The organism is Bradyrhizobium sp. SZCCHNR1093, assembly GCF_032381175.1.
GTDB lineage: Bacteria > Pseudomonadota > Alphaproteobacteria > Rhizobiales > Xanthobacteraceae > Bradyrhizobium.
Genome location: NZ_JAUHJJ010000002.1, coordinates 705947 through 719566 on the forward strand (window position 1 = coordinate 705947; position 13620 = coordinate 719566).

Here is a 13620-nt window from a genome sequence, read left to right on the forward strand (position 1 = left end):
GCCGTGCCGCTCCTAGATGGAGCGCCACCACGTGTTCGCGTGCAAGGTCTCAGTCTTGATCATGCGATCGATATGGCCGAAAGCGCCGATGAAAGCAACCCGCTCATGCACGCTGCACGGAGCGGCGAGCCCAGGCCATTCAGCCTATTCGAGATCTATTGCGTGATACTGGCCGGTCTTGTCGAGCTGCGTGCCCCAGACCTTGTGCAGCGCCTGGTGGTCGGACGGGCCGAAGCTCACCTTTGATCCAACGCCCAGCTCGTAATTCCGCATCGATTCGAGGACATCGACCAGCGACTCGGTGTCGACAGCGGGACCGGCGCGACGCAGTCCTTCGATCAGGATGTTGGCGGTGAGATAGGCTTCCAGGGACGAGTAGTCCGCCGGCTCTCCCGGGAAATATCTGTCGAGCGCCTTCTTGTAGTTCAGGGTGACGGACGCGTAGCCGTCGACCGCCGGCGTGACCTGGGTGCAGATGACGCCGTCCGCATAGCGCGGGCCAAGCACCATCAGCTCACTGGCGAGGCCGGTGCTGCCGACACCCGAAATCGTCGCGTAGATCATGTCCGGATACAGGTCGCGGGTCTTCTCGATGAACTTGGCCGCGGCGCGAAAGGTGGCGACCAGCACCACCGCCTTGATCGCATGCTTCTGCCGGCGCAGTTGCGCGATGGCCTCGTCGACATTGACGGTGTTGCGGCTGTAGCTCATGCGGAAGGCGTCGCCCACGCCGCCGCGCAGCCCGTGCATCGCCTTGCTGACACCCTCCCACCCTGCGTCGCCGTAGGCATCCTGCTGGGTGAGAACTCCGATCTCCTGCGGACGCAGCTTGCGGCTCTTGACGAGATAGTTCACGAGCGCATGGGCTTCCTCGGCGTAGCCGGCACGGTAGTTGAAGACGTAGCGATCCGGCGGATCGTGGCGGAGCGAAGGAGCGCCGGTGAAGGCGCCGAAATAGAGCGCATGATGCTCGAGCGCGTACGGCACCGAGATCAGGGCCGTCGGACTGCCGTAGTTCTCGACGAAGCCGAACACCCTGTGCTGCTCGTAGAGCTCCTTCATCGCGTTCAGCGTCCGCGTCGGCTCATAGGCATCATCGGCCGTGTAGAGCTTGAGCTGCCGGCCATGCACGCCGCCTTCCTCGTTGGCCTGCGCGAAGGCGAGGTCGATGCCGAGCTTGAGCTGATGGCCCATCTCCCTGGCCGGACCCGAGAACGGCGCCGCCATTCCGAAGCTGATTTCGGTATCCGTCACGCCCTGGACCGGGGGCCGCGCGCTGGTCGGCTGCGCCGACGCGGCATTGGCCATCCGCGTATCGAACTTCGGCACGCGGTCCTCCTCCCTCAGCGGCAGGCTCTGATCCGGCGTGACGACGGGGACGGCGCTCGCGAGCGCTCCGGTCCGGAGAGTATCCTGGACTGGCGCAACGGTCTGCGCGGCTTGGACCGGCGGCGACGGGACTGTTGCCGTCGTTGTCACCGTCGCGCTGCTCTTGGCGGAGAGCGCAGCGGTCCACCGCGTCGGAAGTCTCGTCGCTGCAAAGCCGGCCACGCCCGCGGCAACAGCCACGAGCCCCATCATGCTCAACGCGCCGAGGAGACGCCGTTCCCGTGGCGGCGGAGGAACCTCCTGCACGCCGTAACGGGACGCGAATTCAGCAGGGGTAGGCCGATCGTGCTCGTCGCGCCACGGTTGTTCATACAGCGGACGCCGGCCGTCGTCGTAGCCGGACGGGAATGGCGGATCGCGGTCGTCATTGGGCGCACGCAGATGTCTCACGATTTTCCCCTTGGCTCGCGCGTCATGGACTCGTTGGAGTTTTTTCTTGATCGCGCGGCCGTCATACGCTGCAGGTTCTGCCGGCCGGATGAGCGTGGCCATGCGCCGAGATCTGCACATGTCACACAGACCAACACTCGTCATCGAGTGCTGATGGATCGGGGTTCCAGACATGTTGTCTGGAACAAGTCCGAACGTCGGCATGATACTGCGAAGCAATGGGGCGGTTGTTTGTTCTCGCCGTCAATTCCGGCTGAACAAGGCGGGCGCCGCGCCGCCAGGGCAGCAACTAGCTATCGCAGCAGGCAGGAGAGAAATGCCGTGAAGCAGTCGTGTTTGATCGTTGGCGTCAGGCGGCCGATGACGCTGCGCGCGACGCCAAGCTGCGCGTCACCGGCCGGTCGTCTCCTCCGCCACCAGTCCCGTCACCATCGCCTGCACCATGGTCGCGATCTGCTGGCGGAGGGCGGCGAGCGGAACGGCGATCAGCTTCTGCTCCAGCCCGAGCGCGACCATGCCGTGGACCGCCGAGAACAGGCTGCGCGCGGTGACGCTGATGTCGTCGAACGAGCGCTGCGGAAACAACGCCGCCAGCGGCTGGTGGATGTGACGGAACAGGTGCATCTGGTCGGCGATGGCCCAGTCGGGCAGCGGCTTCTCAGGCGCCATGCGATGCTCGAACAGCGCGCGCCAGAGCTCGAGATTGTGGGCTGCGAAGTCGCAATAGGCGGTCGCGATGCGCACCAGCGCAGCCTCGGGGCCCGGCGGCCCGGCGCTCTCGGCCGCCGACAATTCCGCGTCGAGCCGCGCCAGGGTGCGTGATCCAACCATCAGCACGAGCTCGTCGACATCGGCGACGAGATTGTAGACCGCGCCATTGGCGACGCCGATCTCCTGGGCGAGATCGCGCGTCTTCAGACCGACGAGACCCCGCGTGCGGATCATCCGCTCGGCGGCCTCGATCAGGGCTTCGCGCTGTTTTGCACGTCTTTCCAGTGTCTTGGACATTGTTAACCAAAATATTGAGCGATGCTCAAAATATTCCTTGAGCGCCGCTCATGATTGCGCTAGAAGAAACTATATGAGCAATGCTCATAACAGGGAGTTCACAATGTTCAAGACTGTTCTGACGCTGTTTCGGGGCACCGTGGCCGTCGCGGAGGAGGAGCTGCAGGACCGTACCGCACTGGTGATCCTGGATCAGCAGCTGCGTGACGCCGCGGCCGCCGTCGATCGCAGCAAGCGCGCGCTGGCGCTGGCCATCGCGCAGGACCAGCAGGAGGGCAAGCGGCTCGAGGCGACCTTGGCGCGGATCACCGATCTCGAGGTGCGCGCCACCGCAGCGCTCGACGGCGGCCGCGAGGATCTGGCCCGCGAGGCGGCGCAGGCGATCGCTGGCCTCGAGGCCGAGCGTGACGCGGCCAGGACGGCGCGGGCGCTGTTCGCGACCGAGATCACCAGGCTGAAGAAGCATGTCGCCAACGCCGAGGCGCGCATTGCCGAGCTTGATCGCGGCCGGCGGATCGCGCGCGCCTCCGAGGCCGTGCGCAATCTGCGCCGCGGCGGCATCGAGGCGGCGCGTCCCTACGAATGCACGCTGCCCGAGGCCGAGGCGACGCTGAAACGGCTGCGCGAGCGGCAGATCGGGGCTCAGGCGGCCGACGAGACGCTGATGGAGCTCGATGCCGCGACGGGGCCGATCACCACCGCCGAGAAGCTCGCCGAGCAGGGCTTTGGCCCGCGCATCAAGACCACCGCCGACGACGTGCTGGCGCGGCTGAAAGCCGGCCGCACTGCACCGGCCAACTGAATTTCGTCACCACCGATCGAAACGCATCAGCCAACCTGATCGTCATCATAGGAGCCGACCATGAACCAGAACACCCAGCCCCACAGCAGCGCCTTCATCACCTTCTCCTACGCCTCGTTCGCCGCCTCCGCTTTCCTCGTCGCCCTCGGCGTGTTCTTCATGCCGATCGATCTCTGGATGAAGGGCTATCTGACGATGGGCATCGTCATGCTGGTGCAGACTTGCGTCACCCTGACCAAGACCCTGCGTGACCGCCACGAGAGCGGCAAGCTCGTCAACCGCATCGAGGACGCCCGCGCCGAGCGCCTGCTGATGGAGGTGTCGAAGGCGGCGTGAGCAGCGGTTTCCTCGCCTCTCCCCGCCTGCGGGCAGAGGCCGGATTGCATCGAAGATGCAATCCGGTGAGGGGGACACTCCGCGCGTGCCGGGAAGCGGTGGATGCGATGGCGTCCACCGCTTGCGGTCGTTCAACCTGCGTTTACCGTCACTGACGCTCCGTCCTGCGTCATGATCATGAATTAACGGCGCGGAGCGTATGTCGTGAACTTCCGGCACGGCTTCGGCGAGCCGTTTCTGATCGGGCAGGTGGATGAGAGCAATGAACGTCGTCGCAACGGCCAGGCGTATCCACGACAATGTCGGCTTCTGGCTGACGGCGCTGGGGCAGGAGGCGATGGACCTGTCGCTGCGCACCCATGCGGAGTTTTGCACGCGCATCGTCGAGAGCCCGGGCACGACCCTGGACGACGCGCCGCTGGCGGCGCTCGTGGCCGATCTCCGCACCGTCGCCGGCAAGACGCTGCCCGCCGGCGAGCTCACCTACGGCATCTTCTCAGGCGAGCGCGACCCGCTCGCGCGCGCCATCATCACGGTGGTGTCGGAGGAGGCGGGCGGCCGGCCGATCGCCTTCAATGCGCTCGCGGTGATGCAGGTCGAGCGCGACGGCGACACCCAGCAGGTGATCCATCTCGGATTGGTGATGGTCGACCCGGAAGCGCGCGGCAAAGGCCTGTCCGGCGTGCTTTACGGCCTCACGACGCTGCTGCTGTTCATCCGTGACGGCCTGCGGCCGAAATGGATCTCCAACGTCACGCAGGTGCCGGCGGTGGCCGGCATGGTCTGCGAGACCTTCTCTGACGTCTATCCGTCGCCGCTGCCGCAGGCCCGACAGAGCTTTGCGCATCTTCAGCTCGCGCGCGGCATCATGCGGGCGCATCGCGCGGTGTTCGGCGTCGGCGGCGAGGCCGGGTTCGACGAGGCGCGCTTCGTCATCACCAACGCCTATACCGGCGGCTCCGATGCGCTGAAGAAGACGTATGACGATGCGCCCAAGCATCGCGACGCCATCTACAACGGCTTCTGCGCGCGCGAGCTGGACTACACCAGGGGCGACGATCTGCTGCAGCTCGGCCGAATCGATCTCGCCGCCGCCCGGCGCTATCTGCTGCGCGAGATCCCCTCCGGCTCGCTGCCGGCGCTGCTGGCGACCTCGGCCGTGCTGGCGCTGCAGCGGATGATCCTGCCGCTGGTGCATTGGCTCGACGACACCAGGACGTTCGGCACGCTCCGTCCGCGCCTGCAGCCCGGCGAACCCGCGCCATGACGGCCGGCATCGTTGCGGACTCCGTAGTCAACCTCTGCGGCGCGCTCGGCCTCGCGGTTGCCGCCGCCATGCTGCACCGGCGCGATTCCAGGGGACCGCTGACGGCACGGCTGGTCGTTCTGCTCGGGACCGTCGCCTCGCTGTTCCTGTTGCGCGGCGTCGCCTGGTGGACGGACAATGCTTTTCTCGACCGCATCTCCCTGATTCCGGCGGCGCTGATCCCGCTCGGCGCGCTGGCGGTGACGGAAGGTCTGCTGCGGCGGCACGCGCATCGCACGCTCAAGGCGATCGCGCTGGCCGGCGGCGTGGTGCTCGCGCTCGCCGGCGCGCTCGGTCCGGCCGAGTTCGAAAGCCACCACACGGTCGTGCTGTCAGCCTTTCAGCTCGCAGGCTTTGCGACCTGCGCCTGGCTGCTGCTTCGCCGCGACCGCGCGAGCCTGCTGGCCTGGGAGAACCGCGTCATCGATCGCGTCGCGTTCGGCGCCGTCATGGTCATTCCCTTCATCATCACCGATTTCCGCGTGCTGGCGCCGAGCATGCCGGTGCGGCTCGGCGCATTGGGCGCGCTGCTGGCGGTGACCGCGATCCTGATCGCCGGCGCCAGCGCGGAGACGCAGCGTCAGGGCGGGCTGCTGACATTGTTGCGAATCCTCGGCGCCGCCCTGCTCGGCGCCGCCGCGGCCGCGCTGTCGCCGGACGTCGATGCGGCGCAATTGATGCGTTTCTGCGCGGTCGCGGTGGCCGGCGTGCTCACGATCGGGCTGATCGGCGATGCCTTGCGCGCGATGCTGCAAGCCCGCGAGCCGGGCGTGCTCGACTCGATCGGGGCGTCGATCGCGGCGACGCGCGACGGTCTGATCGCCGAGCTCACGCGCCAGCCGGTCTTCGAAAGCGCACGCCGCTGTCGCGAGGATGAGCTGACCGCCTATGATCCGCCGCTGCTGCGCGACTTTCTCGCGTCAAGCCGTGTGCTGCGCCGGGCCGATGCGCCGTGGCGGCGGGCGGTCACCGACCCCGCCGTCGAGCGCGTGGTGGCGCTGATGGATGCGCGGCATGCGACGCATGTCATCGTGCTGTCGTACCAGCCGGTCGATCTCATCGTGCTCGCGGTCTCCGTGATCTCGGCCGATCCGGCCACGGAAACCGCGCTCGCGCTCGTCAGGCGCCTGCTGATGCAGGCGCCGGAGCTACAAGGGATCACGCCCACATGTGATGATGCTGTGGCATCTCCATCATCGGCCCCTCCATCATCGGACCGTCCATGACCAGGGTTGCCGCAGCGGCGCCGGCGTGTGCTGCCGGCGCGGCGCCGGGAAGCATGATCACGTTCGAGGCCGGCGCGCTGGTGACCGCGGCCAGCAGCGCGGCGGCGTCGGCACTGTTGCCGCCGCCGGTGGTCGCCAGCACCTGGCCGATCGTGGTGCCGTCGACATTGTAGGCGCCGCCATTGACCGGGATGTTGTTGCCGCCGACATCGGCTGCGTTCTGGTGCATCTGGTCGGCGGCCGCGGCGACCAGCGCCTTGTTGCCGGCCTGGAAGCCTTCGAGGATCTTGGCGATCTCGGCGCCGAGCGTGCTCCGGTCGCCGAGCAGCTCGTTGTCGAAGCGGGCCTGGAAGATGCCGCCCTGCGCCGCGTCGAAATCGGTGACGTCCTTCTTGAAGGTCATCAGGTCGGCGGTGACCTTGGCCATCGCGGCGGCGTCGCCGGAATTGACGGCGGCGATTGCAGCCTTGCCAAGCGCGTTGGACTGGGCGATGAACATGGCCCAGAAATCGGTCTGTGCCTGGTTGTCCTGATAGGCCGGCGTCGGGTTGAGGAAGTCGCCGAAGCCGCTCCAGCCTGTCAGGCCGTTCTGCTGCGCCATGTTGGCGAGATTGGTGTCGCCGGCGACGATGTCGATGATGTCGAGGAAGTCGTCGTTCAGCGCGCGGCCGATGTCGACATTGCCGGCCGCGCCGTTGATGTGGGTGTTGACGAGCGCGAGCTGGTCGATGATGGCGAGCGCGTGCACGCCGGTCAGGCCGCCGAACTGCAGCGGATTGGCGGCGACCAGCGCATTGAGGCCGGCGATCAGCGCGTCGACATCGTCCTGGATGACATCGACATTGCCTTCGTTCACGCCGCCGATCAGCCGGTTGGCGGCATCGTTGAAGATCAGGCCGAGCTCGGCCAGCGTGCCCTTGGCGGCGGTTGCGGCCGTCACGCCTTCGGGCAGCAGCGCCGGCGCCTGCAGGAAGCCGGTGACGCCGTCGGCGTTGGTCGCATTACCCGCAAGGTTCGGATCGTTGTTGACGACGTTGAGGATGTCGAGATGCGCGTTGCGCAGCGCGGTCTCCGCGGCGGCGATGCTGCCGAACGCGCCGCCGCCGGTCACCGAAGCCATCGCGGCATCCTGCGCGACCGTGATGTCAGCGAGGATCTTGTTGATGTTGGTGAGCGTCTGACCGGTGAACTGGCCGGCGGCAACCATCGCCTTCAGACCATCCTGAATCACGGTGAGATCGCCAGTGTAGTTGTAGGCGCTGCCAAGCCCCTGGCCGCCTTCCTCGACCACGTTGCGCCACAGTCCGCCTTCGAGAAAGCGCGTCGCGTCGTTGAAGACGACGCCGAGATCGGCAAAGCCGAGCGCGGGCGTCGGCGGCGTGGGCGGTGTCGGCGGCGTCGGAGGCGTTGGCGCAGGCGCCGGCTGGCAGTGATGATTGTGATGATGGTGGTGGTGGTGGTCGTTGTGATGATGGTGACCGTGGTGACTGTCGTGATGGTGACGGTGATGGCGCGACATGTCCGACGTACTCCTCAAAGCTGCGCACCACTGCGGATGAGCCGAAGCAACGGGGCGCGGCTGACGCGGGTGCGGATGATGAGGGCTATCTGCTGCCTGCTTCGTGGCTGCTTCGCGCAGGGATTGTGGAATGCGTCTGCGTCAGATTGTCGTGCGGCGTACGGATGGCGCTCCCGCAGAGCTGCGACATCTCACCGCTTGACGGTTGAGGGGCGCTTCAAGAGCCGGCGACCAGCGGCGATGTCGCGCCCGCGGCAAATCAGTGAGTTGGAAGAGCGTTCGACCGTAGCGATTCGGTCGACGGGTAGACGTCCCGAACGTACGCGGACAGCCTTGCGACGATCCGACGCGTCTGGGAGCTTGTGCTGAGACCGGGAGCAGCTATGCGCCGCCGCTCCGATGTGGTCGGATCATGGCGATATCTTTGCGAACTCCGCGAATGCGTCGGCGTAGTCGGCATGCCAGCGCGACAGCGGCGGCCGGTTCTCGACGATGTCGGAGGCTGCCCACAGGATGCGCCGCTCGTCAAGCGCCCGCGGTACGTCGTTGTCGGGGCACAGCACGTAGAAGTCGCCGGCCGTAACGCGCTCCAGCATGAAGTCGACCGTCTGCTCCGGCGTCCACGCGGCGGCCGGCTTCTCGACGCGGCCATTCGCGGTGAGCGGCGTGAACACGAAGCCCGGAATGAACAGATGCGCCGTCACCTGGCAGCCGGGCGTGTTGCGCAGCTCGTGCTGCAGCGCCTCGGTGAACGCCTTCACGCCGGCCTTCGAGACGTTGTAGGCGGGATCGCCGGGCGGCGTGGTGATGCCCTGCTTGGAGCCGGTATTGATGATCAACGCCGGCTTGCTCTGGGCGATCATGTTGGCTGCGAACACCTGCGAGCCGTGGATGACGCCCCACAGATTGACCCCGAGGATGCGCTGCCAATTGTCGTCGGCAAGCATCTTGCTGCCCGGCTGGATGCCGGCATTGTTCATCAGCACGTCGATCGCGCCGAAGCGCTGCCGCACCGCCGTTTCGAGCGCGACCACGCTGTCCCGGTTGCTCACATCGACCGTGGCGGTCATGACCGCAGCTTCGCCACGCTTGGCCGCAGCCGCGAGCCTGGCGGCGGCGTCGCGGAGCCGGGCCTCGTCGACATCGGCGATGCAGACGTTCATGCCGCGTTCTGCGAAGCGCATGGCGGCGGCAAGCCCGATGCCGGAGGCGCCTCCGGTGATGACGGCGGTGTGGTCGGCGGATAAGGCAGGGTGAGACACGGCAGGTTCTCCGGCATGACGATGAGATGCTGGTGTATGACGTCTTGGCGCGGCCGCAAGATCATCCGGCTGACGGCAAGAGGGGTTTCTTGCGGCTGCAACGCGAGGCGCACCAGTCCGGTCGCAGATGCATCGCGTCGGCTGGAACCGGCTTACGACGCGGCCTTGGCCCCGCGCGCCTTCCTCGGCTTCTCGATATCGCTGCGCAGCGCGGCGAGATCCTTCTTCACGGCGTCAGCCGCATCGCGCTCGATGCGCCGATAACGTTCGACCAACTGCGCGCCGAACGCCGTCAGCGCCGCGCCACCGCCATTGCGGCCGCCGGTCTGGCGCGCCACCGCCGGCTGCCGGCACACCCGGTTGATCTCGTCGACGAGGTCCCAGGCCCGCTTGTAGGACATGTCCATCGCGCGCCCGGCCGCAGAGATCGAGCCGTGTCGCTCGATGTTCTCCAGCAGCGCGATCTTGCCCGGCCCGATCCGGCTGCCGTCATCGAGATCGATGCGCAGGCTGAGCGAGGGCAGGGCGTTCGCTTTCGGCATGGAGGGTCTGCTCGTGCGGAGGTGGGGCGGACATTGCCACCATCATGTTTTGCGAACAAGATGATCCCAATCGACAATCGCAACGACATCTGGGGACGAAATGCTGCCTGCGCTGTTTTCACCGCTCACGATCGGTCCTTATCACCTCAAGCACCGCGTCGTGATGGCGCCGTTGACCCGCATGCGCGCCGCAAGGGAGACCCTCGCGCCGCGGCCGCTCAACGTCGAGTATTATGCGCAGCGCGCGACGCCGGGCGGGCTGATCATCGCCGAGGCCTCGCCGGTGCTGCCGACCGGCACCGGCAGCCCGAACGTGCCGGGGATCTACAGCGCGGCGCAGGTCGCCGGCTGGAAGCAGGTCGTCGACGCGGTGCATGCCAAGGGCGGAGTCATTTTCCTACAGCTCTGGCACGTCGGCCGCGTCTCGCATTCCTCGTTCCAGCCGGGCGGCGCGCTACCGGTGGCGCCGTCGGCGATCGCGATCGGCGACGATCTCAAGGCAATGACGGCGGACGGCAAAGGCGCAGCTTACGAGACGCCGCGTGCGCTCGACACCGACGAGATCCCCGCGCTTGTCTCCGCCTATGGCCAAGCCGCGCGCAATGCGATGGCCGCCGGCTTCGACGGCGTCGAGGTGCACGGTGCGAACGGTTACCTGATCGAGCAGTTCCTGCAGACCCGCAGCAACCAGCGCACCGACCGCTACGGCGGCTCCATCGAGAACCGCTGCCGCTTCCTGCCCGAGGTGACCGAGGCCGTGATCGCCGCCTGCGGTGTCGACAAGGTCGGCGTGCGGCTGTCGCCCTATGGCATCGCCAACGGCTCCGGCGAAGCCGAGCCGATGCCGCTCTATACCCATGCGATCGAGGCGCTCGACAAGCTGGGCATCGCCTATCTACACCTGATCGAGCCGCGCTCCTCCGGCGCCGGCCGCGCCGACGTCAACTGGCAGAACGTGCCGTCGGCCATCGCTCTGTTCCGGCCGGTGTGGAACGGCGTGCTGATCGGCGCCGGCGGCTTCACGGGCGAGCCGGCCGACGCCGCGATCCGGGCCGGCCACGCCGACGCCATCGCCTTCGGCCGCACCTTCATCTCCAACCCGGACCTGCCGCGCCGGCTGCGGCACGGCTGGCCGCTGACGCCGTATCACCGTCCACCTTTTATGGCGGCGACGCCAGGGGCTATACCGACTATCCGGCCTATGACGAGATGGCGCCCGCTTAGCTCGACTGCGTCACGAGAGCCGAGCAGTCGCGTTTTCATTGTCATTCCGGATTCAAGGCCGGTGGCCTTGCCCCGGAATGACGCCGTGGATGGATGCTTGTCATGCCCAGATCCGCTCCCGCCGGCATCGCCTCTGGCCAATGCCTGTGCGGCCGCGTCGCCTTCGAGATCGACGTCCCGGCGCGCTGGGCCTGGCATGATCATTCATCGCCCAGCCGCCGCGCCCATGGCGCGGCCTACGCCACCTATGTCGGAAGCTGGCGCAAGCGCCTTCGCATCACCTCGGGTGCGGATGCGATCACCCGCTACGAGGACGACGCCGCGAAAGCCACGCGCAGCTTCTGCAGCAGCTGCGGCTCGCCTGTGTTCTACGAGCGCGCCCGCTCGCCGCACATGGTGAACATCCCGCGCGCGCTATTTGCAGCACGAACCGGTCGCGAGCCGCTCTATCACGTTGCCATCGAGGAGGCGCCGGATTGGGCCTACACCGGCGCGCCCCTGGTGCCGCTGAAGGGTTTTCCCGGCGTGGTCTGGCAGCGCGCGCAGCGCAAGAAGCGCGGCTCGCGCGAAGGGATGTTCTGATCCGCGGGCAGCTTGGTATCGTCACAATGAGCGCACTCAAGGAGCCGTACTGATTGGCAAGGTCGTGACATGATCTTAGCCGGAGCCATCGATGAGAAGCCGGACCAACGGCCCCTCCGCCGTCATTGCGAGGAGCGTCAGCTCCGAAGCAATCCAGACTGCCTCTATGACAGACGCTGGATTGCTTTGCTTCGCTCGCAATGACGGAGTGAGAGCTTGCCGAGAACGAACAAGGCCACGACCCAGAGGAAAACGCCACCATGAAGAACCGCACCACCGGACGCTCGGCCTTCCTCGCGCTGCTCAAGGACGAGGGCATCACCCATCTGTTCGGCAATCCCGGCACCACCGAATTGCCGATCATGCATGCCCTGAAGGATCATCCCGATCTCACCTACGTCATGGCGATGCAGGAGAGTCTGGTGGTGGCGATCGCCGACGGCTTCAGCCGCGCCTCGGGACGCCTCGTCGCCTGCAACGTCCACGTCGCGCCGGGTCTCGGCAACGCCATGGGCGCGCTCTACAATGCGCAGTTCACAGGCACGCCGATGATCCTCACCGCCGGCCAGCAGGAGCAGGGCCACGGCCTGATGGAGCCGCTGCTCTACGGCCCGCTGGTGCGGATGGCCGAGCCGCTGGTGAAATGGGCGGTCGAGGTGACGAGGCTGGAGGACCTGCCGCGCATCATCAGGCGCGCCGCCAAGGTGGCGACCACGCCGCCGACCGGTCCCGTCTTCATCTCGCTGCCCGGCGATATCCTCAATGCCGAAGCCGGCATCGAGCTCGGCCGTTCCACCCGGGTCGATGCGCGCGTGTTGCCGGCCGCGGACGCGTTGCAGGCGCTGGCGCAGCGCATTCTCAGGGCGCAGCGGCCGGTGATCATCACCGGCGACGAGATCGTCAAGAGCGATGCGCTGCGGCAGGCGGCCGAGTTCGCGTCGGCGATCGGCGCTCCCGTGCATCAGCAGTCCGCGCCCTATGGCGCGCATTTCCTGTCCGAGCATCCCTGCTACATCGGCTCATTGTCGCGCGCGCAGAAGCAGGTCCGCGACCTGCTCGCGCCACACGATCTTCTCATCGTGCTCGGCGCCGATCCCTTGCGGATGTCCGTGCACAGCGAGATCGAGCCGCTGCCCGAGGGCTTGCCGATCGTGCAGATCGGCCTCGTCGATTGGGAGCTGGGAAAGAATTTCGGTGCCGAGATCGCGCTCAAGGCTGACGTTCGCGAGACGCTGCTTCAGCTCACGCCGCTCTTACACGAGCTCGGCGGCGCGGCCCTGCAGGCGCGTGCTCAGGAGCGCGTGGCCGAATTGTCCTCGAAGAACTGGAGCGCACGGCGCCGGACGCTGGCGGCGCAGATCGAGGCGGCCCGCGAGCGGACGCCGATCGACCCGGACTATCTGGCGCTGCAGGTCGCCGAGGCGATGCCGGAGCACGGCATCCTGGTCGACGAGGGCCTGACCTCGGCGCGCTACATGACGGCGCTGTGGCCCTATCGCGACCGCTATAACTATCACGCGCTCGCCTCGGGGGGCATCGGCTGGGGCCTGCCGGCCTCGGTCGGTGTCAGTCTCGCCAATCCCGATCGTCCGGTCGTGTGCTATTCCGGCGACGGCAGCGCGATGTATTCGATCCAGGCGCTGTGGACCGCAGCGCATCACAAGCTGCCGCTGTCGGTCGTCATCGTCAACAATGGCGGCTACCGCATCATCAAGCAGCGGCTGCTGTCGTTCCACGGCGACGACAACTACATCGGTATGGATTTTGTCGACCCGCCGGTGGATTTCGCAGGGCTGGCACGGTCGCTCGGCTGCGAGGCGATGCGCATCAGTGATCCGCGCGAGCTGAAGCCGAGCTTGTCGGACGCGTTCCGCAGGCCCGGCGCCAAGCTGATCGAGGTGATGGTCAGCCACGTGGTGAATTGAGAGACTGCGCCTCTGGATTGTCAGTTGATCACTTTCGTCCGGGACGAGGACGGTGTTGGCGCTACACGGGCGGGCGAGGAGTACCGAGCAAGCCGCAGCGCGGTCCAAC

General features: G+C 67.0%; 11 protein-coding genes and 1 pseudogene. 7 read left to right on the forward strand and 5 right to left on the reverse strand.

Annotated elements, in window-relative coordinates; all coding sequences use genetic code 11:
- Positions 1-144 precede the first annotated feature (144 nt).
- Together QX070_RS08890 and QX070_RS08895 are read right to left on the reverse strand one after the other, a co-directional pair.
- Positions 145-1779: an ABC transporter substrate-binding protein gene (locus tag QX070_RS08890; protein ID WP_315736512.1), complete on the reverse strand. Its 1635-nt coding sequence runs from the start codon at positions 1777-1779 to the stop codon at positions 145-147.
- A gap of 390 nt (positions 1780-2169) precedes the next feature.
- Positions 2170-2787 carry a TetR/AcrR family transcriptional regulator gene (locus tag QX070_RS08895; RefSeq protein WP_315736513.1) on the reverse strand — a complete coding sequence of 206 codons (618 nt, stop codon included), beginning with the start codon at positions 2785-2787 and terminating at the stop codon, positions 2170-2172.
- 103 nt (positions 2788-2890) lie between these two features.
- On the opposite strand from QX070_RS08895, the gene QX070_RS08900 reads away from it, so the two are divergent.
- The 4 genes from QX070_RS08900 to QX070_RS08915 all read left to right on the forward strand — a co-directional run bounded on the left by QX070_RS08900 (position 2891) and on the right by QX070_RS08915 (position 6457).
- The gene (locus tag QX070_RS08900; RefSeq protein WP_315736514.1) at positions 2891-3589 is read left to right on the forward strand and encodes a PspA/IM30 family protein; all 699 of its coding nucleotides are present in this window, start codon (positions 2891-2893) and stop codon (positions 3587-3589) included.
- A 60-nt stretch (positions 3590-3649) separates the two neighbouring features.
- Positions 3650-3925, forward strand: a complete 276-nt coding sequence (locus QX070_RS08905) for a YiaA/YiaB family inner membrane protein (RefSeq protein ID WP_315716622.1) — start codon at positions 3650-3652, stop codon at positions 3923-3925.
- Positions 3926-4187: 262 nt separating this feature from the next.
- Positions 4188-5192 carry a hypothetical protein gene (locus tag QX070_RS08910; RefSeq protein WP_315736515.1) on the forward strand — a complete coding sequence of 335 codons (1005 nt, stop codon included), beginning with the start codon at positions 4188-4190 and terminating at the stop codon, positions 5190-5192.
- On the forward strand, positions 5189-6457 hold the full coding sequence (locus QX070_RS08915; RefSeq protein WP_315736516.1) for a hypothetical protein: 1269 nt from the start codon (positions 5189-5191) through the stop codon (positions 6455-6457). Before QX070_RS08910 ends, QX070_RS08915 begins: the two co-directional genes overlap by 4 nt.
- Here the strand turns inward: QX070_RS08915 and QX070_RS08920 are convergent.
- The 3 genes from QX070_RS08920 to QX070_RS08930 all read right to left on the reverse strand — a co-directional run bounded on the left by QX070_RS08920 (position 6390) and on the right by QX070_RS08930 (position 9780).
- Entirely contained in the window at positions 6390-7976 is a 1587-nt protein-coding gene (locus tag QX070_RS08920) for a hypothetical protein (protein WP_315736517.1), read from the reverse strand. The genes QX070_RS08915 and QX070_RS08920 overlap by 68 nt on opposite strands.
- Positions 7977-8386: 410 nt before the next feature.
- Positions 8387-9238 carry an SDR family NAD(P)-dependent oxidoreductase gene (locus tag QX070_RS08925; RefSeq protein WP_315736518.1) on the reverse strand — a complete coding sequence of 284 codons (852 nt, stop codon included), beginning with the start codon at positions 9236-9238 and terminating at the stop codon, positions 8387-8389.
- A gap of 152 nt (positions 9239-9390) precedes the next feature.
- On the reverse strand, positions 9391-9780 hold the full coding sequence (locus tag QX070_RS08930; RefSeq protein WP_315736519.1) for a winged helix-turn-helix domain-containing protein: 390 nt from the start codon (positions 9778-9780) through the stop codon (positions 9391-9393).
- Between the two features lie 100 nt (positions 9781-9880).
- On the opposite strand from QX070_RS08930, the pseudogene QX070_RS08935 reads away from it, so the two are divergent.
- From QX070_RS08935 to QX070_RS08945, 3 genes and pseudogenes are all read left to right on the forward strand, one after another.
- A pseudogene (locus QX070_RS08935) lies at positions 9881-11004 on the forward strand (alkene reductase).
- Positions 11005-11106: 102 nt separating this feature from the next.
- Positions 11107-11586: a GFA family protein gene (locus tag QX070_RS08940; protein ID WP_315736520.1), complete on the forward strand. Its 480-nt coding sequence runs from the start codon at positions 11107-11109 to the stop codon at positions 11584-11586.
- Between the two features lie 260 nt (positions 11587-11846).
- On the forward strand, positions 11847-13511 hold the full coding sequence (locus tag QX070_RS08945) for a thiamine pyrophosphate-binding protein (protein ID WP_315736521.1): 1665 nt from the start codon (positions 11847-11849) through the stop codon (positions 13509-13511).
- The last annotated feature ends 109 nt before the right edge of the window (positions 13512-13620 follow it).